Source organism: Streptomyces sp. CG 926, from assembly GCF_003148825.1.
Taxonomy (GTDB): domain Bacteria; phylum Actinomycetota; class Actinomycetes; order Streptomycetales; family Streptomycetaceae; genus Streptomyces.
The window spans coordinates 376,878-399,881 of the sequence record NZ_QGGZ01000003.1 but is presented as its reverse complement, the minus strand read 5'-3'; the positions used below and the strand labels follow the sequence as shown (position 1 = coordinate 399,881).

The following is a 23,004-nucleotide window of genomic DNA, read 5'->3' as shown; positions in this document are numbered from 1 at the left end:
CGCGTATCTAAGTAACGTATGCGAATCGGGGGCGCCGACTGCCCTTCGGGGATGGGGTACGTGATGGGACTTGCCGGGCAAATTGCCGCCATGCGAGGCGGATTGGGGCACTCCGTTAGTTTGCTGGGTGAATTTCGCCGTAGCGCGCTGCTCGTGCCGTTGTCGGAGGGCCCCGAGGGCGGGCTGATGTCGGGCCGGCAGGGCGGTGTGCGCTGGATCTATGCCTTCACGGACGAGGAGGCCCTGGCGCGTTTCGCGGCGATGCGAAGCGCCGGCGCCGCTACCGGCACCGGCGCGGCGGCCGATGACGCCGCCGGTGGGTGGGAGTACCTCTCGATCCTGGGTGCCCGGCTCCTCGACGCGGTGGTCCCCGAGGCCGAGGGCCCGACGGGGGTCGCGGTGAACGTGGCGGACGAGGACGGCTCGATGCTGTTCCCGCCGGTCGTCGGCATCGTCCCCGACGCGTGCGCCGTGGACGCCGGGCCCGACTCCGCGGACGCCGTCTGATGGCGGGCGACGGGGACCTCGAGGTCTCGCCGGCGGCGGTCAGGAACATCCAGGACGGTCTGCGCAAGGCCATCGCCGAGTTGCGGGAGTCGGGGGACGCGGCCGGTGCCTCGCAGGGAGCCGGTTTCGCCGACCTGTCGATGACGGGGATGGAAGCCGGACACATGGGTCTGGCCACCGACTTCGAGGACTTCTGCGAGCGTTGGGAGTGGGGCGTGCGCAGCCTCGTGCAGAACGCGAGCACCCTCGCCGGGAACCTCGGGATCGCGGCGGGCACCGTGTGGGAGGAAGAGCAGTACATGGAGGGCGCGTTCAAGGTCGTGGCGAACGCGGCGTACGGCAACCCGCACGCGAGCGAGGACGAGATCGAGCAGAAGAGCTGGGACGACATCTGGCGGGCGGACGTCTACAAGCCGGACTACAGCGCGGAGTCCTTCGAGAAGAGCCGGCAGGAGATGAAGCAGACCTGGTCGGACACGGGCGACAAGCTGACCTCCGGCGGGAAGATCGGCTCGATCAAGGATCTGCTGGACCAGGCCGGCGGGAGCGGTAACTGATGGGCTGGCGGGACTTCGTACCGGACTCGGCGGAGGACTGGGTCGAGGACCGGGCCGAGGACGTCGGCGACGCGATCGAGTGGACCGGCGACAAGGTCGCCGACGTGGCGGAGGAGGTCGGGCTCGACGAGGCCGGTGACTGGGTCCGTGACAAGAGCCGCTCGGCCGCCAACCAGCTCGGCGCGGACGTCTCGGAGCTGGAGCTCGGACAGACCGAGGACCCGAACAAGCTGGTCTACGGCAGCGTGTCGAAGATCCGCGCCCAGGTCTCGCACCTCAACGACTTCACGTCCTCCTTCACCATGGTCGGCAACGGTCTGAAGGGACTGGAGGGCGACGGGCTGAAGGGCGCGTCCGCGGACGCCTTCCGGGACGCGATAGCCAAGGAGCCGCCGCGCTGGTTCAAGGCGGCCGAGGCGTTCGGCAAGGCCGCCGACGCGATGAACCGCTTCGCGGACACCGTCGAATGGGCGCAGCGCCGGGCCAAGGAGGCCCTGGAGGACTACAACAAGGCCAAGAAGGTCTCGCAGGACGCGCGCACCGCCTACAACAAGTCGATCACCGACTACAAGGCCGCGGTCGAGGACAAGAAGGAAACGCTGCCGCCGCGGCCGTCCGACGACTTCACCGATCCTGGTGAGCCCCTCGTCAAGGCCGCCCAGGACAAGCTCGACGAGGCGCGTACCCAGCGCAACGACGTGGCCGAGACGGCCCGTGCGGCGGTTCGCGCGGCCCGCGACGCCGCTCCGCCCAAGCCCTCGTACGCCGAGCAGCTGGGGGACGGGATGGACTACCTGGAGCTCGCCAAGACCCATCTGGCGGGCGGCGTGGTCAAGGGCACGGCGGGTCTCGTCAACTTCGTCCGCTCGGTCAACCCGATGGACCCGTACAACCTGACCCATCCGGCCGAGTACCTGACCAGCCTCAACTCGACGGTCGCCGGCCTGGCCGTGGCGGTCAACGACCCCATGGGCGCGGGCAAGCAGATGCTCGACGAGTTCATGAAGGACCCCAGCGAGGGCATCGGCAAGATGCTGCCCGAGCTGATCGGCTCCAAGGGCCTCGGCGCGCTGAAGAAGACGGCGTCGATCGCCAAGCACGCCGACGACCTCAAGGGCCCGGGTCGCACCCACCTCGACAACGACGGCCCCGACAGCCCGTCGCGCACCCCCACCGACAAGACGTGCGTCGACGACCCGGTCGACGTGGCGACCGGGCGGATGGTCCTGCCGCAGACCGACCTCGTCCTGCCGGGCTCGCTGCCGCTGGTCTTCACCCGCTCCTACGAGTCCTCGTACCGGGCGGGCCGCTGGTTCGGCCCGAGCTGGGCGAGCACCGTCGACCAGCGCCTGGAGATCGACGCCGCCGGTGTCCTCCTCCTGGGCGAGGACGGCAGTGTCCTGGCCTATCCGCACCCGGCGCCGGGTCTGCCGGTGCTGCCCACGCACGGCCGGCGCCTGCCCCTGTCCGTGGCGCCGGACGGCGGGTACACGGTCTCCGACCCGGAATCGGGCCACGTCCGGCACTTCACCGCCGAGGGCACCCTGGTCCAGCTGGACGACCGCAACGGGGGCTGGATCGCCTACGAGTACGACGCGGAAGGCGCCCCTACGGGCATCAGCCACAGCGGCGGCTACCGCGTGCGGCTCACCACCGCCGACGGCCGGATCACCTCGCTGTCCCTCGCGGACGGAACCAAGGTCCTCGACTACCGCTACACCGAGGGGAATCTGACCGAGGTCGTCAACTCCTCGGGTCTACCCCTGCGGTTCGGGTACGACGACCGCGCCCGGATCGTCTCGTGGACCGACAGCAACGGCCGCCACTTCGACTACGCGTACGACGAACGGGACCGCTGCGTCGCCCAGTCCGGCACGAACGGACACGTGAACTCGCGCTTCACGTACGAGGACGGCGTCACCACGGTCACCGGCGCGCTCGGGCACCAGCGCCGCTACGTCGTCGACGAGAAGGCCCGGGTCGTCGCCGAGACCGACGCGAACGGCGCCACCACCCGCTTCGTCCGGGACTCCTTCAACCGGCTGCTGACGCGCACCGATCCGCTGGGTCTGACGACCCGGATCACCTACGACGACAACGGGCTCGTCACCTCCGTCGAACGCACCGACGGGCGCCGCACCGGCATCGAGTACAACGGCCTCGGCCTGCCCGAACGCGTCACCCGGCCGGACGGCACCTCCGTGCGCCGCACCTACGACGAGCGCGGCAACCCCGTCTCCGTGCGGGACGCCTCCGGTGCGACGTCCCGGTTCACGTACGACGAACGGGGCCACCTCGCCTCGGTGACGAACGCGCTGGGCGAAACCAGCTCGTTCCGCTGCAACGCGGCGGGCCTCGTCGTCGAATCGGCCGATCCGCTGGGCGCGGTCACCCGGCACACGTACGACGCCTTCGGCCGCGCGGCCACCGTTACCGACCCGCTCGGCCAAGTCACCCGGCTGACGTGGAGCGTGGAGGGCCGGCTGCTGCGCCGGGTGGAACCCGACGGCAGCGAGCAGTCGTGGGTGTACGACGGCGAGGGGAACTGCCTCAGCCACATCGACGCGGCCGGCGGCCGGTCGGTCTACGAGTACGGCGACTTCGACTCCCTGGTCGCGCGGACCGGTCCCGACGGGGCCCGCTACTCCTTCGCGCACGACCTGGAACTGCGGCTCACGGAGGTCACCGGCCCGCATGGGCTGACCTGGACGTACGACTACGACCCGGCGGGTCGGCTGGCCGCCGAGACGGACTTCGACGGCCGGACCCTGAGCTACGCGTACGACGACGCGGGCCGGCTCACCGAGCGGACCAACGCGCTCGGGCAGACGGTCCGGTACCAGTACAACGAGCTCGGCCTGACCGTCCGCAAGGACGCCGCCGGCGCGGTGACCACGTACGAGTACGACTACGCGGACCAGCTGGCGCGGGCGGTCGGCCCGGACGTGACCCTGAGCCGGATCCGCAACCGCGAGGGCCTGCTGCACTCCGAGACGGTCGACGGCCGGACGCTCGGCTTCGCGTACGACGAGCTGGGACGGACGACGCGGCGCACCACGCCGACCGGTGCGGTCGGCGAGTGGTCCTACGACGCCGCCGGCCGTCGCGCGGGTCTGACGACCTCCGGCCGGACCCTGGCCTTCGAACACGACGCGACGGGCCGTGAGACGGCCCGCCGGATCGGCGGGGGCGTCACGCTCCGGCACGGCTTCGACGAGGTCGGCCGCCTCACCGAGCAGCACCTGACCGGCCACGACGGCCGCACCCTCCAGCGCCGGGGCTACACCTACCGGCCCGACGGCCACCTGACCGCGGTGGACGACGCGCTGGGCGGGCCCCGCTCCTTCACCCTGGACGCCGCCGCCCGGGTGACCGCGGTGGAGGCGGGGGCCTGGTCCGAGCGCTACGCCTATGACGAGGCCGGCAACCAGACGTCCGCGTCCTGGCCCGCCACCCATCCGGACGCCGACGCGGCGACCGGGCCGCGCAGCTACACCGGCAACCGCCTCACGGGCGCGGGAGGTGTCCGCTACGAGTACGACGCGCAGGGGCGTGTCGTACTGCGCCGCAAGACCCGTCCGTCCCGCAAGCCGGACACCTGGCACTACGCCTGGGACGCGGAGGACCGGCTGGTGGGGGTCACGACCCCGGACGGCACGGTGTGGCGCTACCTGTACGACCCGCTGGGCCGGCGAGCCGCCAAGCAGCGGCTGTCGGCGGCCGGTGAGGTCGTGGAGGAGGTGCTCTTCACCTGGGAGGGCGCGACCCTCTGCGAGCAGGTCACGCGGTCGCCCGGTCTTCCCCACCCGGTGGTCCTGACCTGGGAGCACCGCGGGCTGCACCCGCTGACGCAGACGGAACGCATCCTCGGGGCGTCCGGCGAGGAGATCGACAGCCGTTTCTTCTCGATCGTCACGGACCTGGTGGGCACGCCCACCGAACTCGTCGACGAGCGGGGCGACATCGCCTGGCGCACCCGGTCCACCCTGTGGGGAGCGACGACCTGGAACCGTGGCGCGTCGACGTACACGCCGCTGCGCTTCCCGGGGCAGTACTTCGACCCCGAATCGGGTCTGCACCACAACGTCTTCCGCACCTACGACCCGGAGACGGCGCGGTACCTCAGCCAGGACCCGTTGGGGCTCGCCCCGGCGCCCAACCCGGCGGCGTACGTCTCCAACCCCCACACCTGGTCGGACCACCTCGGCCTGGCGCCGGACGAGTGCACGGTCACCGTCTACCGCAAGCAGACCGAGCATCCGCTCAGCCAACGGGTGCACATCGACGCGAACGGCAACGTCACGATCGACGGGAACAACCACCTGTACGTGAACATGAGCGGCGACCTGCGGCACACCGTGGAGTTCCGGGGGGACAGCGGCCAGATCGTCGCTTTCGACGTACCGAAGAGTTTCGTGGACGACATCCGCACGCACGCGGTTCCGCAGGAACAACCGGACGGGCTCGGTTTCACCAAACAGGAATGGAAACAGGTGAAGCAGGTCTATCCGGAAATCTCCGACCCCACCAGGGGGACGGACCTGTACGGACTGCCGGGTGAGGTGATCGAGAAAATGCGAAAAGCCATCATTCCCGGCTCTGGTAGGATCGTACAAGATCATTAGTGAGGATTACGGAATGCTGCACGAAATCGAAGACCTCGAAAAGGAGAGGGCCCGGGTGTCCGCCCGGCCGGACGCCGATTCCGCGCCCCCGGTCCTGGCCTTCTTCGAAGTGACGGTGGACGGGGACCCGGAGCAGTACGCCGGCAGGCTGCGCGCCGTCATGGACGCCGTTCTGGGGATCGCCGCTTCGGAGTCCTTCGACGACGACGAGCTGCCGGTCGACGGCATTCCCGCGTGGTTCCCCGCCGTCTGCCGGGGCGGCGCCTCCCCGCAGGCCTTCGCGGCCGAGGGGCGGGACCGCTACCGCGAGCGCACCGGCGGCGAGCCCTGGGACCTGCAGAACTGGCTCTCGCGCTTCGATCCGGACCTGGAGGTCCGGGGCTGGGCCTGGTGGGACCTGACGCGGCCGGACGGCGGGACCGACCGGCTGCGGCTGTGGGCGGACACCTGGGGCGAGCCCTTCTTCGCCTGGGAGGACCTGCGCTGGCTCCTGCACGCCTGTGGGGCGCGCACGGTGGCCGACCCGGTCATCGCCAAGTCGCCGGTCTGGGCCGGCGAGCCGGCCGTATGAGCGGCGCTTCGCACGAGGTCCGGGCGCGGTTCGACGACGGGACCATCACCGTCTATCAGGCGTACCCGGCACGCATCGCCGAACCGGCCCTGGAGGCCGGCACCTTCGTGGATCCGTTCAAGCGCGGCAGGATGACGTGGATCAAGCCGTCGTTCCTGTGGATGATGTACCGCTGCGGATGGGCCACGAAGAGCGATCAGGAGCGCGTCCTGGCGATCGACATCACGCGGGAGGGATTCGAAGAGGCGCTTTCCCTCGCCTGCCTCAGCCACTTCGACAGGACGCACTTCTCGACGGTCGAGGAGTGGCGCGCCGCCGTTCGTTCCAGCCCGGTGCGCGTCCAATGGGATCCCGAGCGGGATCTGCACCTGAATCCGCTGTCGCACCGCGCGATCCAGATCGGCCTCTCGGGACCCGCGGTCGAGCGGTACGTGGAGAACTGGATCAGCGGCATCCGGGACGTCACGGCCACGGCGCACGAGATCCACGCCGCGGTGACGGGCGGGAACCTCGACGCGGCCGCGGCCCTGCTGCCCGAGGAGCGCGTGTACCCGCTTCCCCCGGCCCTCGTCGAGCGGATCGCCTGACGCGCCACGACGAGGCGCATGACCCGGCGCACGACCTGACGCCCGATCTGACGGGCGTCCTGACGGGCGTCCGGCCGCGTCCGGTGCGAGGTCGCCCCCTCGCCCGCCCCGGGAGGTAATCTCCGCCCGGGGAAGGGGGCGCGGGTGTCCATCGCCGAATTGCAGGTGTACTCCGTCGAGGAGGCCGACGTCACGGGCGGCGTGTGCGTGGGCCGGTGCGTGGGCGGGGTGGCACGGGCCGGGCAGGTCTACGCCGCCGGGGAGTCCAGGATCACCCTGCGCCGCATCGAGCGCCGCGGCCGGGCCGTCGGCTCCTTCGACGCCGGGCACATCGCGAAGGTCCACCTCGCGGGAGCCGTGGTCGCGCTGCTCACCCGGGGGCAGGTGCTGACCTCGGTGCCGCCCGACGGACACGCGCTGGAGGAGCTGGAGGCCTGGCTGGCCACCGACCCACCGCTGCGCGACGAACCGCACCCGCGCACCCTGCGCGTCCTGGCCGGGGTGCGGATGCGCGACGAGCGGCTGCCGGACGGGATCCGGCTGCGCTGGGGCCGGATCGCGCTGGCCGCCACCCACCGCTGCGCGCGGGCCGAAGGCGGGCCCGATCTGTTGCGGGCGCCCGAACGTGCCTCCGTACAGGTCTACTTGATCGAGCAGTTCGGACCGGCCCGGGGCGGCGACCCGGCCGCCCTGTGCCGGGAGCTGCTGGCGCTGATGGACCTGGGCCCGGACCAGGCCGCGGCGCAGGGCCGGGTCTGGCGGGACCTTCCGTACCACCGGATCCGGCATCTGCGTCGGATCAAGAGCCTGATCCCGTGGCTGGTGCTCGTCAGACCCCACCTCGCGGACGCCGACCCTTCGGCGCGGGCGGTCGACGCCTGGGCCGCGGTCCGGCCCGAACTCCCCTGAGAGGTGACCGGGGCCCTACCTGGCCGCGTTGCCGAGGACCTTGGTCGGGGTGATGCGGACGACCACCCGGACGGCTTCCGCCGGGGCGTCCGCGTACTCCTTGCCGGCGCCCGGGCCCATGTACTCCTCGGCGATGCGCACGGCCACCGCACGGCCGATGTCCTCGGTCACGGTGGCCGTGCCGCGGATCTCCACGTAGCGGAAGGGGTTGGCCGGATCGAAGACGGTCAGGCCGACCCGCCCGTCCCGGACGATGTTGCGCTCCTTGCGGCGGCCCTGCTCGGTGGAGACGAGCAGATCGCCGCCGTCGCGGGTCACCCAGATCACCGAACTCTGCGGACTTCCGTCGGGGTTGATGGTCGACAGGACGGCGGGGTGCGGCGCGTCGAGCAGCCCTCGCACGGTCTCGTTCAGCTCAACAGTCATGGCGGCGAGGCTAGTCGGGGGTCCGCGGGCCCGCCGCTCCTTTGCGGGCGGGGCCACCGACTACCCGAGGTCGGGCGCCGTAGCGACAGACGGCCTAGTTCCAGGGGATGTTGAGCCAGGGGCTGGCCGGGTCGGTCGTCAGGGCGAGGTGGGCGGCGAGGGCGGTCGTGTACCAGGTGCCGAACTCCTCCTCGTCGAAGTGCAGGCACCGGCCGAGGACGTACCCGGCGGAGAACTCCGCCCACGAGCGGTAGGTCTCGCGTGCGGCCTCCCCGGCGCGCAGGACGGCCTTCTCCGCCTCGGCGAGGGTCCCGTAGCGGCAACCGACGCCCCAGCGGGCCATCTGGGAGGCCCTGCCGATGTCCCAGCCCTCCACCGAGCGGACCCAGCCGTCCTCGGGGAGCAGCCCGTCGGCCCGGAAGCGCTGCTCGTAGCGGGTGATCCGGCCGATGAGGCGTTTGACGCCGGCTATCTCCCCCTCGACCTCGGCGGCCGGGCGCGGCCGGGCGACCGTGACCCCGTCGGGGGTGAGCTGCGGTTCGGCGGCGCGTTCGGCGTTGCGGCGCAGGCTCGCCTCGGCGGCGTGCCGCCAGTGCTCGATGTCCACCGGTCCGGCGAAGTCGGAGGCGAGGGCGCGCCGGACGCGGAGCGCGTACTCCCAGACGGGGCTGACCATCCCGCGGTCCAGCAGGGTGTCCAGGGTGGCGAGCCAGTCGGGTCGGTCGGTGATGCTCCAGCTCTTCGCGACGCGCCGGCGCTCGTACTGGTAGCCGCTGCCGTGGTAGGCGAGGGAGTTCCAGAACTCGCCGTTCGTCACGGCGAGATGGCCGCCGACGGCCAGACCGTGGGCGACGGGCCCGTGCAGCGGGCCGCCGGTGAACAGGGCGTGGACCTTGCCCTCGGGCAGGCCGTAGTGCGGGGCGGCCTCCGCGTGGGCCCGCCAGCGGGCCAGGTCGGCGGGGGCGGTGGTGAGGTAGGCCTCGACGGGGGAGCGCGGGTTCACGGCGAGGAAGGCGGGGTCGTCGGCGGCCCAGACCTCGGCGAACCAGCGCAGGCTGCGGGACTCGTAGACCGTCTCGGGGGTGGGGGCGGGCAGCATGCCGGCGGTGTGGACGACGAGCGTCCGGTCCGGGGTGGCGTGGAAGAACACCGAGTCGGGATGCGCGTCGGACCGCTTGCGGGACTGCGCCACGTACAGCGGGGTCCGGGCCAGTACGTCGAAGTACGCGGCCCAGTCGCCGGCGGTCTTGGCCGCGTACAGCTCTCTCTCGATGGCGCTCGGCGCGATCCACGTCCCCATACGGCCCGAGCCTATACGGGCCCCGGGCCGGGCCGCGGGAGCGTCATCGGCCCTCGACGACAGGGGTCAGGCCGTCGAGGAGGGCCCGCAGACCGAGCTCGAACAGCGCGTCGAGCCGCAGGTCGTAGCCGTCCTCGAAGGATCCGACCACCTTGGCGAAGGTCGGGAAGCGGCCGGAGTCCACCAGGCCCTGGAGGACGGGGGCGCGGCTGTCCATCCACTGGTCCTGCGACCGGCCCGTGGCGGCTTCGGCGTCGGCCTCCAACTCCAGGTGCACCGCCAGGCCGTGCACATGGCTGTAGAGCAGGACGTGGATGTCGAAGAGCGTGGTCGGGTCGAGACCGTGGCCGTCGAGGGCGCCCAGCATCCACTCGCCGTGGACCAGCAGGTTGGGCAGCAGCAGGGGGCGGGTGAGGGAGCCGACCCGGGCCAGCCACGGGTGCTTGCGGTAGAGCCGCCACAGGGTCCGGGCGCCCACCTCGACGCGCGCCCGCCAGTCCTCGGGGGCGGCGGCGGTGGCTGTGGCGTCGGCGGCGTCGGCCGCGGGGGACTCCTCGCCGAAGGCGGCGTCGGCCATGAGGAGGACCAGGTCCTCCTTGCCGGTGACGTACCGGTAGGTCGACATCGGCGCGACGCCGAGGCGGGCCGCGACGCCGCGCATGGAGAGCGCCGCGAGTCCTTCCGCGTCGGCGATCTCGACGGCGGCGCGGACGATCCGGTCGAGGGTCAGCTCCGGCTCGGTGTCCGGGGCGGGCGAGGGGCGTCGGCGGGCCGGTGCGGCGGGGGTGCTCCCGGCGACGACCGTGCCGATCCGGGGGCGCGCCTCGACCAGGCCCTCCAGTCGCAGGGTGGTCAGGGCCTTGGTGGCGGTGGCGAGCGCGACGCCCCATTGCGTGGCGATCTGCCGGGTGGAGGGCACCCGGTCCCCGGGCGCGAGCTCCCCGTCCGCGATGCGCCGCCGGATCGCCGCGACGATGCGCAGGTAGGGCGGATCGCCTGCCGCGCCCCCCGAGCCTCCCGTGCCTGTGGTCTGCGTCACGTTCTGCCGCCCTTCGCCCCTGTACTAGTGCAGAGGGTAGCAGCGGCGATGGCCGTCGGGGCGGTTCTGAACTAGTACAGGATCAATATTTTGCCTGTTGAGAGCCCTGTGTGTACGTCGTACATTCAGAACGCGTACAGCGTACGAACCACTGAAGGAGCTTCTCATGCGGACCGTACTCATCTCCGGCGGCGGCATCGCGGGTCCCGCCCTCGCCCACCTCCTGCACGGCCACGGCTTCGAGCCCACCGTCGTCGAACGCGCCCCGGGCGTGCGCGGCGGCGGGCAGGCCGTGGACATCCGTGGCGTCGCCCTCGACGTGGTGGAGCGCATGGGCCTGCTGGAGCGGGCGAGCCGCGTACGCACCCGGATGCGCGGCATGTCGATCCTCGGCCCCGACGGCACCGAGGTCGGCCGCTCCACCGAGGCGACCTACAGCAGCGGCCGGCTCGACGGCGCGGACATCGAGGTGCTGCGCGAGGACCTGGTGCGGATGGTCCACGAACACACCCGCGCGGACGTCGAGTACCTCTTCGGTGACACCGTCACCGGGCTCCAGGAGCGCGAGGACGGGGTGCGGGTGGAGTTCGCGCGCACGGCTCCGCGCACCTTCGACCTCGTCGTCGGGGCGGACGGCCTGCACTCCACCGTGCGGCGCCTGGCCTTCGGCCCCGAGCAGCCCTACGTCCACCACCTGGGCAGCTACCTGTCGGTGTTCGGGACGGACAACTTCCTCGGCCTGGAGGACTGGCAGATGTGGCTGCGGGACGCGGACATGGGCTTCGGCATCATGCCCGTGCGCGACAACACCGAACTGCGCGTCGCCTTCGGCTTCGAGTCCGCCCCCCTCGCCCCGGAACTGCGCACCCCCGAGGCCCTGCGGCGGACCGTCGTCGACCGGCTGGAGTCGCTGCGGTGGGAAGGGCCCCGCCTGGCCGAGGCCGCCCGCCAGGCCCCCGACTTCTACTGCGACGCCATGGCCCAGATCCGCATGGACCGGTGGTCGCACGGCCGGGTCACCCTGCTCGGGGACGCCGGCTACTGCCCCTCACCCCTCTCGGGGCAGGGCACCGGCCTGGCCCTGGTGGGCGCCCACGTGCTGGCCGACTCCCTCGCGCACGCCCGCGGCGACCACCTTGCCGCGTACGCCCGCTACGAGGAGCGGATGCGGCCCTTCGTCGACCTCAACCAGGCGTTGGCGACGGAGAACCCGGGCGGACCCGCCTCCGAGGAATCCGTGACGCGCGCCAAGAACGCGATCTCGCTGGACGGCTGAACCCCGGTGAAGGGCCGGTCCCGCCCGTTCCGGCCGCGTCCGCCCGGCCCGTGGCGCGGCACGCCCCCTCGTGCCACCGCGCGACCGTGCGGACCCCCTTGACGCCCCCGAGCGCCGGGGAGACGCTCCCGGGTCTTGGATCCGAACGGTTGCAGCTGGGGGGCCGCCATGCCGGAGGAATCTGTCCGATCGGTGGGGGAGTTGCGCGCGCGGCTCGTCGCACAGGGGGCGCGTTGGTCGGTCATGGAGCATCTCGCCGACGAGGAGCCCCTGCCGCGGCCCTCGCTCGGTCTGGAGCCCGGGGCGAACCTGACCACCGCCGAGGAGGCGGGGGCGATCGATCTCCCGGGGACCATCGGCCACCCGAGCGGCAATCCGCATCTGACCCGGCGCCGGGCCGCCCACGGGCTGCTGCCCGGGGTCCGGGGGCCGTCGGTCGGGGCCCGGCCCGCCGCCGTGGACTGGCGCGACCGCTGGGGCCGGCCGTGGATCACCAAGGTCAAGGACCAGAACCCGTGCGGTTCCTGTTGGGCCTTCGGCGCCACCGGCCTGGTGGAGTCCATGGCCCGGATCGAGCACGACGTCTGGGCGCGGCGCTCCGAGGGGGACGTCCACGACGGCCTGCGCTTCAGCTGCGGCCAGGGCAGCAACCCGGAGACCGCCCTGGACTGGATCAAGGCGAACGGCGGGCTCGCCGACCCGGACTGCTGGCCGTACAGCACCCCGCCCGCCGGGCTGCCGGCCGCCCGCCGCGACGCCTGGCGCGCCGAGTACACGCCGAGCTGGGACCGGTCCGGCCGGACCGTCCGGATCACCGACTACGTCCGGCTCGGCGACGTGGAGCAGCAGAAGGTCTGGCTGGACACGGTCGGCCCGCTCACCGCCTGCTTCGACGTCTACGACGACTTCTTCGCGCTCGGCTCCGGCGTGTACCACCGGACGAGCGACCGTCTTGCGGGCGGCCACTGCGTGTTGGTCGTCGGCTACGACGACGCGGCCGGCTGCTGGTTGTTCAAGAACTCCTGGGGGACCGGCTACCACGTCGGCGGTTACGGCCGGATCGCCTACGGCGAGGTCGCCATCGACCACTGGGCCAAGTGCGGCCTGCGCGGCACCAACCCCGACCCGTGGACCAAGCGTCGCTTGCACACCGGCAACGTCTACGAGAGCGGCAACGGCCGCGCCCACCGCAACTTCGAGCTCCTCGCCACCGCCCCCGGCGGCCGCCTCCAGCACTGGTGGCGCGAGGGCGACTCCCCGTTCGCCTGGGCCCGCGCCGGCACCTTCGCCACCGACGCCTCCGGTCAGCCCGCCTTCACCGGCACCACCTACAACCGCAACATGGAGTCCCTGCACGTGACCACCGGCGGCCGGCTGCGCCACTGGTACTACGAGCAGTCCGCGGCCGTCTGGCGCGACGGCGGCGTCTTCGGGCCGGGCGACGCGGCGGTCGGCTCGACCCCGGCGTTCATCCAGAGCGACTACGGCAAGCCGGGCAACTTCGAGGTGGTCGTCCGGACCGCCGACGGCCGCCTCAATCACTGGTGGCGGATCAACGGCGCCCCCTGGACCTGGAACGACGGCGGCCGGTTCGGCTCCGGCATCGCCCACCACGGGCCCGCCCTCGTCCAGACCCGCGCCCGCCACCTCGACCTCGTCGCCACCCTCACCGACGGCCGCATGCAGCTGTGGTGGCGCGACGATCCGAACGGCTTCACCTGGCGGGCCGGGGAGATCTTCGGCAGCGGCACGCCGGCCGTCTCCGCGCCCTGCCTGATCGAGGGGCAGTTCGGGGCCGCCGACGAGGACACCGCCGGGAACTACGAGCTGTGCGTGGCCGTCGCCGGCGGGCAGGTCGAGCACTGGTGGCGCGGCAACGCGGGCGGCTCGCCGTGGCGGCGCGGCGCGGTCTTCGGGCACGACGTCGCCTCGGTCACCGGGATGCTCCAGGGCAGCTTCGGGTTCAACCTGGAAGTCATCGTCCTGCGCACCGACCGCCGCCTCCAGCACTACTGGCGCGACGGCGCGGGCTGGCACGAGGGGTCGGTGATCGGCCCCGTCTGAGAGGACCGGTCGGGCGTGGAGGTACGGAGCATCGTGCTGGGCCCGGACGAGCCGTACGAGTTGCGGCTCACCGGGCGCGGGGCGCGCGGGTACGTATGGACCTGGCAGGTCACCGGGGACACGGACGTGGTGACGGTGGCGGAGGCCCCCCAGGCCCCGCCCGTCCCCCAGGCCCAGCCCGCCCCCGGGGCGGCGGTCCCGCCGCCGGGGGCCCCGGTGGAGCGGATCTATGTGATCCGGGCCCGGCCCCCGGGCGGGGGCCGGGCCCGGATCCGCTTCGCGCAGGTCCGGCCGCCCTACCCGGACGAGGCCCCGTACGACGAGTTCGTGCTGGACGTGGAGGTGGTGGCGGTCAGCGGCGGGGCCTGAGGACCGTGCGCTGCACGGCTTCCAGGGGGCCGTGGTCGAAGCGGCGCAGCCACAGCCACGACCCGGCGGCCAGGATCAGGCTCACGCCGGCCCACAGCCCCATGACCCACCAGGGGCCGCTGCCGCCGAGCCGCTCGGCCAGGCCCAGCCCGATGCCGTAGCAGAGCAGCATGCAGAGCAGGTTCTGGGCGACGTAGCAGGACAGGGCGGTGCGGCCGACGGAGCCGAGGGCGGTCCGCGCGAAGGCCGGGATCCAGCTCCGGTCGAGGGCGACGCCGATCAGGCCGATGTAGCCGAGGGCGAGCAGCGGGGCGGCGCCGTAGCGGCCCAGGAGGTAGAGGTCGGAGCCGCCGAGCGTGGTCGCGGCGTTCAGCGGCAGACCCAGGCCCAGGCCCCAGACGGCCAGCCGGGTCCGGATGCGGTGGCCCTCGGCGGTGGCCGTGAAGGCGCCCGCGCGGTGCAGCCGCACCCCGAGGAGGAAGAGGAACACGAGCAGTCCGAAGCAGATGATCGGCTCGATGCGCAGGGCGAGGAAGTGTTCCAGCCGGAAGGCGACCTGGGCGGGGTAGCCGCCGTGGGCGTACAGCTCTACGGCGGCCGGGTCCGGGCTCTTGGGGGCCCCGGGGGGCCGGCTCAGCGAGTCGAGGGTCAGCAGGGAGATCAGCGCCAGGTGCAGGCCGCCGGCCGTCCACATGGCCCACCCGCGCACCTTCTCGGAGCGGGCCGGCAGCCAGGCGACGACGAGGGCGGTGACGGCGTACCCCATGAGCACGTCCCAGGCGAAGACGAGCACGAAGTGGACGGTGCCCTCGACGAAGAGGAACGCGGCGCGGCGCGGGTAGCGGCCGGGCCAGGGGTCGCCGCGGCGGGCGGCGGAGTCGAACTGGATGGCCAGGCCCACCCCGAACAGCACCGTCAGCAGGGCCAGGAACTTGCCGTCGGCGAGGAAGCGGAAGACGCTCTCGGCGAGGTGGGCGGCGGAGGGGTCGGCGATCGGGTCCGGCGGCTTCAGGGCGCCCTGAAGCACCCCCCACTCCGAGCCGGGCGAGGTGAAGATCCAGACGTTGGTCATGAGCGTGCCGAGGATGGCGGCGCCGCGCAGGACGTCCAGGAGCGGGAGCCTGGTGGTCTTCTCCGCCGCCGGGGCGAGCAGGGTTTCGGTCATGACTTCAGCGTCGCGGGGGGCGGGGCCCCGTACGTCCTGCGGCCGGACGAAGGCGCGGTACATCCTTCGATGCAGCGGGGGAGCCACGGTCCCCACCCTGTGTCCCCGCGGCCCCCGGTCCACATCCTGGACCCGGCACGGCTTGCACCTCTGTTGTATCTATCCTGTGCGCATGCCTGCCCCAGCACCCGCCGTGACCGCCGCCGACCGCGTCTACCAGCACGTCAAGCAAGAGGTGCTCGACCGTCGCTACGAAGGTGGCACCCTCCTGACCGAGGGCGAACTGGCCGCGGCCGTCGGGGTCTCCCGTACGCCTGTCCGCGAGGCGCTGCTGCGGCTGGAGACCGAGGGGCTGCTCAAGCTGTACCCGAAGAAGGGCGCCCTGGTCCTCCAGGTCTCGGCGCAGGAGATCACCGACGTCCTCGAAACCCGGATGCTGGTCGAGGAGTTCACCGTACGCCGAGCCGTACCGGCGCCACCGGGCCTGCTGGACCGGCTCGCCGCCCTGCTCGACGAACAGCGTCGGCACGCCGCCGCGGGCGACCTCGGCGCGATGATGGCCGCGGACCGGGGCTTCCACGCCGAGATCGTGCGCAGCGCCGGGAACCAGATCCTGTGCCGGCTCTACGACCAACTCCGCGACCGGCAGCTGCGGATGGGCGTGGCCCTCCTGCACGCCCACCCCGAACGGCTGGACCGCACCCTCGCCGAGCACGCCGAGATCCTGGACGCGTTGCGCGCCGGGGACGCCGAGGCGGCGACCGAGGCGGTCCGCGGGCACATCGGCCGGGTCGAGGCCCTGGTACGGGGGCCGGGCCGGTGAACGCCCCCGTGAACGCCCCGGCGAACGCCTTGCCCGGCATACCCGCCGACCCGCCGGGCGGCCGCAGGGCCGTCGCCGTGTGGGGCATCGGTGTCGCCGTCTACTTCGTGGCGGTGATCTTCCGTACCAGTCTGGGCGTGGCCGGCCTGGACGCCGCGGACCGCTTCCACGTCAACGCCTCGGCGCTGGCCACCTTCTCGCTCCTCCAACTGCTCGTCTACGCGGGCATGCAGATCCCGGTGGGCCTGATGGTCGACCGGCTCGGCACCAAGAAGGTCCTGACCCTGGGCGCGGTGCTGTTCACCGTCGGCCAGCTCGGCTTCGCGCTGTCCCCCTCCTACGGGATGGCGCTCGCGGCGCGGGCGCTGCTGGGCTGCGGCGACGCGATGACCTTCATCTCGGTGCTGCGGCTGGGCACCCGGTGGTTCCCGGCCCGGCGCGGGCCGTTGATGGCGCAGCTGGCCGGGCTGGTGGGCATGGCGGGCAACCTCGTCTCCACCCTCGTCCTCGCCCCGGTCCTGCACGGGGTCGGCTGGACGGCCGCGTTCGCGGGCAGCGCGGTGGCGGGGCTGGTGGTCCTGGTGCCGCTCGTGCTGTTCCTGCGGGACCACCCGGAGGGCCACGGGCCCGCGCCGCGCACCGCCGGTGCCGCGGGCGCCGCGGGGCCCTCGGGAGCCTCAGGACCCTCAGGGGCCTCAGGACCCGCAGGGCCTTCGGGGGGCTTCGTACGCCGGCAGATCCGCGAGTCCTGGGCCGAACCCGGCACCCGGCTCGGCCTGTGGGTGCACTTCACCACGCAGTTCCCCGCGATGGTGTTCCTGCTGCTGTGGGGCATGCCGTTCCTGGTCGAGGCGCAGGGGCTGTCGCGGACCACGGCGGGTGGCCTGCTGACGCTGGTCGTCGCCTCGAACATGGCACTCGGGCTGGTCTACGGCCAGATCGTCGGACGCCGCCAGTCCGCGCGGATCCCGCTCGCCCTGGGCACGGTCGGCCTCACCGCCCTGCTGTGGGCGGCGGTCCTCGCGTACCCCGGGGACCGGGCACCGATGTGGCTGCTGGTCACCCTGTGCCTGGTGCTCGGCGGCTGCGGACCGGCATCGATGATCGGCTTCGACTTCGCCCGCCCGGCCAACCCGGCGGAGCGCCAGGGCACCGCCTCCGGCATCACGAACATGGGCGGCTTCATCGCGTCCATGACCACCCTGCTGACGGTGGGCATCCTGCTCGACGCCACCGGCGACAACTACCGCATCGCCTTCTCGACGGTCTTCGTACTGGAGGCGGTGGGCGTCCTGAACATCCTGCGCCTGCGCCCCCAGGCCCTGGCCCGAGAGGCCGCCCGGGGCCGCGCCGCCGTTCCCGCGCAGGCGTCGCAACCGGTGTCCCGAGCGGGTGCGCTCCCGGAGGCGGCGGGGCGCGAGGCCTCGTAGGGCGTCGGGACGCGCCGCTACGGGGTCACGGCGAACTGCGTGAGGATGGCGTCCGCCAGTTCCGTGTCACCCTCCACCTTCACCCGGTCGGCGACGGTGTGCGCCCGCACCCGGCCCGCCGCCAGGCGGACATAGGTCTCCCAGTCCATCGTCAGGGTCACCGCGGGGCCCAGCGACGGCGACTTGTCCACGGTCCCGCGGCCGTCCGCGTCCACCCGTACCGTCCGCATGAACTCCAGCGGGCCGTGCACGTCGATCACCACCGCCGAGTTCGCCGGCGCGCCCGCCCGCTTGGCCACCACCTTCGGCAGCCCGGCCAGCAGGAGGTCCCGGGCCACGTACGCGCCCGGCGAGTCCCAGTTCCCCGGCACACCCAGCGCCGTCCGCAGGTCCTGCTCGTGGATCCACACGTCGAACGCCCGCAGCCGCAGCGCCTGCTCCAGCGTCACCTGGTCACCGAGCGGCCCGCGCACCATCGTGGCCGGATCCCGCTTCTCGTTGCGCAGCTGCCGGGAGCGCCGGATCACGGTGTACTCCAGCTCCGAGGTCATCTCCGGCGCCGTGTGGTGACGCCGTACGTCGACCTGTACCTCCATGTACCGACTGAACTCGTCCACCACGTGCCGCAGGTCCCGCGCCACCGTGTGGATCGGCCGCGGGTCCCCGAGCTGCTCGCACTCGATGCCGATGATGTGTGACACGACATCACGGACCGACCAGCCCGGACACGGCGTCGCCCGGTTCCACTCCCCCTCCGGCAGCGGGAGGACCAACTCGGATATCGCCTCGATGGAGTGTGTCCACGCGTCGGCATAGGGCTGGAGGGCGGGATGCGGCTGGACGGTCAACGGGACCCCTCGCGGTGCTGTTCAATGGCGCGTTTCGGAAGCAGTGGACTCAGTTTCCAAAACTACGCTGCCGGTGAGCACCCCGGCAGTGCTTTCGTGTGACGATCGTAGGCCCGAGTTGACGGCTTGAACGCCAGGACGGTGGTAGTGTGCGCGCCTCGCTGATCCAAATCGCAGTGAACGAGGGCGAGTCGGTGTCTTCCCGACGTGCCCGCGTGGCCGAACTCGTACGGGAGCAGGAGGGCTCCGATCTCGTCGTCCTGCCGGAGCTGTGGCCGGTCGGCGCGTTCGCCTACGAACAGTTCGAGACCGAGGCCGAACCGCTGGACGGCCCGACCTACGAGGCCATGTCCAAGGCGGCGCGCGACGCCGGCGTCTGGCTGCACGCGGGCTCGATCGTGGAGCGCGCGGGCGACGGCTCCCTCTACAACACCGCCCTCGTCCTCTCCCCGACGGGCGAGCTGGCCGCCACCTACCGGAAGATCCACCGCTTCGGCTTCGACCAGGGCGAGGCCGTGCTCATGTCGGCCGGCGACTCCCTCACCACGGTGCCCCTGCCCGAGCAGACCCTCGGCATCGCCACCTGCTACGACCTGCGCTTCCCGGAACTGTTCCGGGGCCTGGTCGACGCCGGAGCCACCACCATGGTCGTCGCGGCGGGCTGGCCCGCCCGCCGCCGCTCGCACTGGACCCTGCTGAGCCGGGCGCGCGCCGTGGAGGACCAGTCCTACGTCCTGGCCTGCGGGCTCGCCGGCACCCACGCGGGCGTGGAGCAGGCCGGACACAGCCTGGTGGTGGACCCGTGGGGCGAGGTCCTGGCGGAGGCGGGCCCCGGCGAGGAGGTCCTCACCGTGGACCTGGACCCGGCCGAGGTCGCCGACACCCGCGAGCGGTTCCCGGCGCTGAAGGACCGACGCCTGGGCCGCTGACGGACTCCCGGAGCCCTCGCGAACCCCGGTTGGCGCCGGGGTTCGCGGGCAGACGAGCACGACGGGCGGCGCCGGCCGCCGAAGCCACGAGGAACAGGCGGGTACGCGGTGACGAAAGACGCAGAGGCCGTGCTGGAAGCCGCCCTGGAGCCGCACGAACCCGCCGACGCGGAGATCGCGGCCCGGGAGAAGGTCCGGGAGCGGGCCACCGGCCTGACCCACCACGAGGCGCAGGCCACCCTGGAGGCGGTGCTGGCGGACGCCGGCGACCTGGAGGCCGCCGACGCCTCCGTCCGCGCCGAGGCCGCCGAATGGCAGCGCATCAGCGACCTGCTGTTCGACCACGGCGGTCCGTACGCACCGGAGACCGACGCCTACGTCCAGGGCCAGCTCACGGCCCGGGAGCACCATCGGGACTGACCCCGTCCTCCCGCTCCTTCTCCGCCATCCGGATCACGCACACCGCGACCGCGACCAGCAGCGCCGCGTCCGCGTCCTCCCGGACCACGTCCACCGCGTACGTCTCGCGTACCCGGTACCACTGCCGCGAGATCAGCGCGAGCAGCTCGTCGTCGTACTCGACCTTGAACTCGCGATCCAGGATCCGCCCGCTCACATCGAGCTCGGTGCCCTCGGCGAGGGTCACACGGAAGTGGTTGCGGAGCAGCGAGAGCCGCTTGCGACGGATCACCGCGAGCCGCCGCTCGTCCCGCTCCAGAGTCATCGCGTCCCGCAGGGTGAACAACTTCTCCCGCAGGGTGATCAGGATCTGCCCGTCCGGATCCTTCAGCTCCAGCGTGTCCCGGAAGCGCAGCGCCTTCCCGTCGACGAGGAAGGCGTGCCGGCCGTCCTCGTCCTCGATCCGGTAGTCGTCCCCGATGGCCAGCATTTTGTCCCGAACGAGGTATTTCATGCGCTGATCAGTGCCCGCGATAGGTTGCCCTCATGCCCCTGCTCTACGTGACCGACCTGGCGTACCCCGCACGCGGCCGCCGCTACTGCGACGAGGACATATTCCTCACGTCCCGACTGCGCGCCGCATTCGACCTGGCCCTGTGCCATCCCGCGGACGCGGAGGCCATGCTGCCGCTGGGCTTCGACGCGGTGATCGTCCGCAACAGCGGCCCGGTCCTGCACTACCAGGAGGCCTACGACTCCTTCCGCGCGGCCGCCCTCGCCGCCGGGGCACGCGTCTACAACCCGCTCACCGGCCGCGGCGACATGGCGGGCAAGCAGTACCTCCTCGACCTGACGGCCTCCGGCCACCCGGTCATCCCGACGATCGACGACCCGGCCCGGCTCGCGGAGCTGCCGCAGGTCCCCACCTACGCCGTCAAGCCGAAGCAGGGCGCCGACTCCATCGGCCTCACCTTCACCGCGACACCGGACGGGCAGGCCGGAGCCGTGCTGATCCAGCCGCGCATCGACTTCACGTACGAGGTGTCCTTCTACTTCGTCGACGACGCCTTCCAGTACGCGCTGTACGCCCCCGACCCGGCCCGCCGCTGGGAGCTGGAGCTCTACTCCCCGACCGAGGCGGACCTGGCCTTCGCCCGCTCCTTCGTCGACTGGAACACCCTCGACCACGGCATCCAGCGGGTCGACGCCTGCCGGGCGCCGTCCGGTGAGCTGCTGCTCGTCGAGCTGGAGGACCTGAATCCGTACCTCTCCCTGGACCTCGTTCCGGCGCCGGTGCAGGACGCGTTCGTCACGGCGCTCACAAGATCCCTCCACACCTTCCTCAGCACCACCGCCTGATGTCAGACCCGGCTGCCAGGCTTTCCCCATGGACAAGCAGACGTTCTGGAAGCTGATCGAGACGGCCCGCGCGGAAGCGGACCCGCAGGAGGTGTCCGCCCGCGCGGCCGAACTCCTCGCGAGCCGGCCGGAGTCGGAGATGGCTGCGGCCCAGCAGGTGCTGTGGGACCTGCTGGCGGAGTCCTACCGGGCGCCGCTCTGGGCCGCGGCCTACGTGATCAACGGCGGCTGCTCCGACGACGGCTTCGACTACTTCCGCGGCTGGCTCCTCACCCAGGGCCGGGAGACCTTCGAGGCGGCCCTGACCGACCCCGACTCCCTGGCCGAGCACCCGGCGGTGGCCGAGGCCGCGGCCGAGGGCCTGGACCTGGAGGACGAGAGCGCCCTCTCGATCGCCTGGACCGCCTACGAGGCCGGCACCGGCCGCGAACTGCCCGCGGACTCCTTCACGATCAGCTACCCGGCCCTGGACCCCGCCTGGGACTTCGACTTCGACGACGGCGAGGAGATAGCGGCCCGACTGCCCCGCCTGAGCGCCCTGTTCGCCTACGCGTAGCGGTGGAGCAGGCTCTCGCGCTCCTGCCGCCGGATCTCCTCGATCGTCAGACCGGGGAGATCCACGTGGGAGAGGGTGATCTCGGCGGAACTCGGCACGGCGTCCTCCGCGAGCCACTGCTCCGGCTTCCACGCGTTGCCACGCAGGAACGCCTTCGGGCAGTGCTGGTAGGCCTCCTCGACCTCCACCACGATCGCGCTCCGCGGCGGCTTGCCGACGGCGGTCAACCGATCCAGCAACCACGGATCGGCGGACACGCAGGCCCGCCCGTTCACCCGCAGGGTGGTGGCGCGCCCGGGAATGACGAAGATCAGCCCGGCCCGACCCGTCTCCACGATGTTGTGCGCGGTGTCGAGCCGCTTGTTCCCGGTGGCGTCGGGCAGCGCGAGCGTGAATTCGTCCAGCACGGCCACGAATCCGGGCGGCCCGCCCCGCGGCGTCACATCACAGCTCCCGTCGGCCCCGGCACTGGCGATGAACACCAACGACGACCGCCCGATGACGGCCCGCGCGGCCTCGTGGATCCGGTCCACGGCCTTGCGACGGGCCATCTCACCGGGATGTTCGTAGAGCTCCCGCAGTCCTTCGACGCTCCGGACGGCAGTGGCGCTCATGGCATCGAATATCCGCCCGCCGGGCGGCACAGTGGCTGTCACGCCTGCGCACGCTACCGGGCGGCCCCCGGTCGGAGACCGCTGGTGTCGAGATCGATCCCGAACGGCTCGGGCAGTCGCACCGGCGTCCCGAAGGGATGCGGCCCGTCCACCTTCGTGTACCCGAGCCGCCCGGGCTCGGCGAACACGGTGACGGTCTCCTCCACCCGGTCGACCAGGAGGTACAGGGGCGCTCCGTACTCGGCGTACCGCTTGCGCTTGACGACGCGGTCGGTCTCGGCGTTCGACTCGGACGTGACGTCGACGACGAGCAATGTCTGGTCGGGTACCAGCGCCCCACCGCGGAGTGCGAGCTGCTCGGGTACGACCGCGATGTCCGGCACGTACCAGTTCGACGATCCTGGCAGATCCAGGTTTCCCGAGCCTTCCACGCAGTCGAGCTCGTCCACACGGTCTTCGATCTGACGGCGCACGATCTTCGCGGCCCGCTCGTGGTCCCAGCTCGGCGTCACGTTGGTGATGACCCCTTCGACGATTTCGGTGCGGTCCCCGTTGTGGTGCTGGACGGCGTACTTCAGGGCCCGCTCGGGGTCGATGCCCTCGCTGTAGTCGTGCGCGGTGGTCATGCCGGACACCTCCTTCGCTGCCGGC

General features: G+C 72.2%; 23 protein-coding genes. 15 read left to right on the top strand and 8 right to left on the bottom strand.

What is annotated here, in order from left to right; all coding sequences use genetic code 11:
- The first annotated feature begins 153 nt into the window (after positions 1-153).
- The 6 genes from BCL76_RS10465 to BCL76_RS10440 all read left to right on the top strand — a co-directional run bounded on the left by BCL76_RS10465 (position 154) and on the right by BCL76_RS10440 (position 7,756).
- Positions 154-507: an SseB family protein gene (locus BCL76_RS10465; protein ID WP_309136820.1), complete on the top strand. Its 354-nt coding sequence runs from the start codon at positions 154-156 to the stop codon at positions 505-507.
- Complete coding sequence (locus BCL76_RS10460) at positions 507-1,064, top strand: hypothetical protein (protein ID WP_109779206.1); 558 nt, start codon at positions 507-509, stop codon at positions 1,062-1,064. Before BCL76_RS10465 ends, BCL76_RS10460 begins: the two co-directional genes overlap by 1 nt.
- On the top strand, positions 1,064-5,689 hold the full coding sequence (locus BCL76_RS10455; RefSeq protein ID WP_109779205.1) for a putative T7SS-secreted protein: 4,626 nt from the start codon (positions 1,064-1,066) through the stop codon (positions 5,687-5,689). Before BCL76_RS10460 ends, BCL76_RS10455 begins: the two co-directional genes overlap by 1 nt.
- 13 nt (positions 5,690-5,702) lie before the next feature.
- Entirely contained in the window at positions 5,703-6,260 is a 558-nt protein-coding gene (locus tag BCL76_RS10450; RefSeq protein ID WP_109779204.1) for a hypothetical protein, read from the top strand.
- Positions 6,257-6,847, top strand: coding sequence for a DUF4291 domain-containing protein (locus tag BCL76_RS10445; RefSeq protein ID WP_109779203.1), 591 nt, complete (start codon positions 6,257-6,259; stop codon positions 6,845-6,847). Before BCL76_RS10450 ends, BCL76_RS10445 begins: the two co-directional genes overlap by 4 nt.
- 144 nt (positions 6,848-6,991) lie before the next feature.
- Positions 6,992-7,756: a hypothetical protein gene (locus BCL76_RS10440; protein WP_109779202.1), complete on the top strand. Its 765-nt coding sequence runs from the start codon at positions 6,992-6,994 to the stop codon at positions 7,754-7,756.
- A 15-nt stretch (positions 7,757-7,771) separates the two neighbouring features.
- Here the strand turns inward: BCL76_RS10440 and BCL76_RS10435 are convergent, their stop codons facing one another.
- From BCL76_RS10435 to BCL76_RS10425, 3 genes are all read right to left on the bottom strand, one after another.
- Positions 7,772-8,182, bottom strand: a complete 411-nt coding sequence (locus BCL76_RS10435; RefSeq protein ID WP_109779201.1) for a PPOX class F420-dependent oxidoreductase — start codon at positions 8,180-8,182, stop codon at positions 7,772-7,774.
- Between the two features lie 94 nt (positions 8,183-8,276).
- Entirely contained in the window at positions 8,277-9,482 is a 1,206-nt protein-coding gene (locus BCL76_RS10430) for a DUF1266 domain-containing protein (protein WP_109779200.1), read from the bottom strand.
- Between the two features lie 43 nt (positions 9,483-9,525).
- Positions 9,526-10,521: a TetR/AcrR family transcriptional regulator C-terminal domain-containing protein gene (locus BCL76_RS10425; protein WP_109779199.1), complete on the bottom strand. Its 996-nt coding sequence runs from the start codon at positions 10,519-10,521 to the stop codon at positions 9,526-9,528.
- A gap of 166 nt (positions 10,522-10,687) precedes the next feature.
- On the opposite strand from BCL76_RS10425, the gene BCL76_RS10420 reads away from it, so the two are divergent.
- The 3 genes from BCL76_RS10420 (at position 10,688) to BCL76_RS10410 (ending at position 14,230) form a co-directional block, all read left to right on the top strand.
- Positions 10,688-11,797, top strand: a complete 1,110-nt coding sequence (locus BCL76_RS10420) for an FAD-dependent monooxygenase (RefSeq protein ID WP_109779198.1) — start codon at positions 10,688-10,690, stop codon at positions 11,795-11,797.
- 168 nt (positions 11,798-11,965) lie between these two features.
- Positions 11,966-13,861, top strand: a complete 1,896-nt coding sequence (locus tag BCL76_RS10415; RefSeq protein WP_109779197.1) for a C1 family peptidase — start codon at positions 11,966-11,968, stop codon at positions 13,859-13,861.
- 15 nt (positions 13,862-13,876) lie between these two features.
- The gene (locus BCL76_RS10410; protein ID WP_109779196.1) at positions 13,877-14,230 is read left to right on the top strand and encodes a protease inhibitor I42 family protein; all 354 of its coding nucleotides are present in this window, start codon (positions 13,877-13,879) and stop codon (positions 14,228-14,230) included.
- On the opposite strand, the gene BCL76_RS10405 is transcribed toward BCL76_RS10410, so the two are convergent.
- Positions 14,214-15,395, bottom strand: coding sequence for a DUF418 domain-containing protein (locus tag BCL76_RS10405; RefSeq protein ID WP_109779462.1), 1,182 nt, complete (start codon positions 15,393-15,395; stop codon positions 14,214-14,216). The genes BCL76_RS10410 and BCL76_RS10405 overlap by 17 nt on opposite strands.
- A gap of 172 nt (positions 15,396-15,567) precedes the next feature.
- Here BCL76_RS10405 and BCL76_RS10400 point away from each other — a divergent pair, with 172 nt between their 5' ends.
- Positions 15,568-16,218, top strand: coding sequence for a GntR family transcriptional regulator (locus tag BCL76_RS10400; RefSeq protein WP_109779461.1), 651 nt, complete (start codon positions 15,568-15,570; stop codon positions 16,216-16,218).
- Positions 16,215-17,648 carry an MFS transporter gene (locus tag BCL76_RS10395; RefSeq protein ID WP_375137901.1) on the top strand — a complete coding sequence of 478 codons (1,434 nt, stop codon included), beginning with the start codon at positions 16,215-16,217 and terminating at the stop codon, positions 17,646-17,648. Before BCL76_RS10400 ends, BCL76_RS10395 begins: the two co-directional genes overlap by 4 nt.
- A gap of 17 nt (positions 17,649-17,665) precedes the next feature.
- Here the strand turns inward: BCL76_RS10395 and BCL76_RS10390 are convergent, their stop codons facing one another.
- Positions 17,666-18,496 (bottom strand): maleylpyruvate isomerase family mycothiol-dependent enzyme, encoded by an 831-nt coding sequence (locus BCL76_RS10390; RefSeq protein WP_109779195.1) that lies wholly within the window; start codon positions 18,494-18,496, stop codon positions 17,666-17,668.
- A gap of 149 nt (positions 18,497-18,645) precedes the next feature.
- Between BCL76_RS10390 and BCL76_RS10385 the strand changes: the two genes are divergently transcribed.
- Both BCL76_RS10385 and BCL76_RS10380 read left to right on the top strand, forming a co-directional pair.
- On the top strand, positions 18,646-19,425 hold the full coding sequence (locus BCL76_RS10385) for a carbon-nitrogen family hydrolase (protein ID WP_109779194.1): 780 nt from the start codon (positions 18,646-18,648) through the stop codon (positions 19,423-19,425).
- Between the two features lie 108 nt (positions 19,426-19,533).
- Positions 19,534-19,845 (top strand): hypothetical protein, encoded by a 312-nt coding sequence (locus BCL76_RS10380; protein ID WP_258309505.1) that lies wholly within the window; start codon positions 19,534-19,536, stop codon positions 19,843-19,845.
- On the opposite strand, the gene BCL76_RS10375 is transcribed toward BCL76_RS10380, so the two are convergent.
- Entirely contained in the window at positions 19,817-20,338 is a 522-nt protein-coding gene (locus tag BCL76_RS10375) for an LURP-one-related/scramblase family protein (RefSeq protein WP_109779193.1), read from the bottom strand. The two genes, BCL76_RS10380 and BCL76_RS10375, sit on opposite strands and share 29 nt — an antisense overlap.
- Positions 20,339-20,370: 32 nt before the next feature.
- Between BCL76_RS10375 and BCL76_RS10370 the strand changes: the two genes are divergently transcribed.
- Together BCL76_RS10370 and BCL76_RS10365 are read left to right on the top strand one after the other, a co-directional pair.
- A complete protein-coding gene (locus tag BCL76_RS10370) occupies positions 20,371-21,183 on the top strand; it encodes a hypothetical protein (protein ID WP_109779192.1) in 813 nt (270 codons plus the stop codon).
- Between the two features lie 28 nt (positions 21,184-21,211).
- On the top strand, positions 21,212-21,739 hold the full coding sequence (locus BCL76_RS10365; RefSeq protein WP_109779191.1) for a DUF4240 domain-containing protein: 528 nt from the start codon (positions 21,212-21,214) through the stop codon (positions 21,737-21,739).
- Here BCL76_RS10365 and BCL76_RS10360 read toward each other — a convergent pair.
- Together BCL76_RS10360 and BCL76_RS10355 are read right to left on the bottom strand one after the other, a co-directional pair.
- On the bottom strand, positions 21,730-22,353 hold the full coding sequence (locus tag BCL76_RS10360; RefSeq protein WP_109779190.1) for an MSMEG_1061 family FMN-dependent PPOX-type flavoprotein: 624 nt from the start codon (positions 22,351-22,353) through the stop codon (positions 21,730-21,732). The genes BCL76_RS10365 and BCL76_RS10360 overlap by 10 nt on opposite strands.
- 53 nt (positions 22,354-22,406) lie before the next feature.
- The gene (locus BCL76_RS10355; RefSeq protein WP_109779189.1) at positions 22,407-22,979 is read right to left on the bottom strand and encodes a Uma2 family endonuclease; all 573 of its coding nucleotides are present in this window, start codon (positions 22,977-22,979) and stop codon (positions 22,407-22,409) included.
- Between the last annotated feature and the right edge of the window lie 25 nt (positions 22,980-23,004).

What these genes read in the sequence shown, in the direction of transcription:
- BCL76_RS10430 (WP_109779200.1), bottom strand. Translation starts at nt 9,482, where the DNA reads ATGGGGACGTGGATCGCGCCGAGCGCCATCGAGAGAGAGCTGTACGCG.
- BCL76_RS10375 (WP_109779193.1), bottom strand. Translation starts at nt 20,338, where the DNA reads ATGAAATACCTCGTTCGGGACAAAATGCTGGCCATCGGGGACGACTAC.
- BCL76_RS10420 (WP_109779198.1), top strand. Translation starts at nt 10,688, where the DNA reads ATGCGGACCGTACTCATCTCCGGCGGCGGCATCGCGGGTCCCGCCCTC.
- BCL76_RS10360 (WP_109779190.1), bottom strand. Translation starts at nt 22,353, where the DNA reads ATGAGCGCCACTGCCGTCCGGAGCGTCGAAGGACTGCGGGAGCTCTAC.
- BCL76_RS10435 (WP_109779201.1), bottom strand. Translation starts at nt 8,182, where the DNA reads ATGACTGTTGAGCTGAACGAGACCGTGCGAGGGCTGCTCGACGCGCCG.
- BCL76_RS10455 (WP_109779205.1), top strand. Translation starts at nt 1,064, where the DNA reads ATGGGCTGGCGGGACTTCGTACCGGACTCGGCGGAGGACTGGGTCGAG.
- BCL76_RS10460 (WP_109779206.1), top strand. Translation starts at nt 507, where the DNA reads ATGGCGGGCGACGGGGACCTCGAGGTCTCGCCGGCGGCGGTCAGGAAC.
- BCL76_RS10405 (WP_109779462.1), bottom strand. Translation starts at nt 15,395, where the DNA reads ATGACCGAAACCCTGCTCGCCCCGGCGGCGGAGAAGACCACCAGGCTC.
- BCL76_RS10445 (WP_109779203.1), top strand. Translation starts at nt 6,257, where the DNA reads ATGAGCGGCGCTTCGCACGAGGTCCGGGCGCGGTTCGACGACGGGACC.
- BCL76_RS10400 (WP_109779461.1), top strand. Translation starts at nt 15,568, where the DNA reads ATGCCTGCCCCAGCACCCGCCGTGACCGCCGCCGACCGCGTCTACCAG.
- BCL76_RS10370 (WP_109779192.1), top strand. Translation starts at nt 20,371, where the DNA reads ATGCCCCTGCTCTACGTGACCGACCTGGCGTACCCCGCACGCGGCCGC.
- BCL76_RS10355 (WP_109779189.1), bottom strand. Translation starts at nt 22,979, where the DNA reads ATGACCACCGCGCACGACTACAGCGAGGGCATCGACCCCGAGCGGGCC.
- BCL76_RS10450 (WP_109779204.1), top strand. Translation starts at nt 5,703, where the DNA reads ATGCTGCACGAAATCGAAGACCTCGAAAAGGAGAGGGCCCGGGTGTCC.
- BCL76_RS10415 (WP_109779197.1), top strand. Translation starts at nt 11,966, where the DNA reads ATGCCGGAGGAATCTGTCCGATCGGTGGGGGAGTTGCGCGCGCGGCTC.
- BCL76_RS10365 (WP_109779191.1), top strand. Translation starts at nt 21,212, where the DNA reads ATGGACAAGCAGACGTTCTGGAAGCTGATCGAGACGGCCCGCGCGGAA.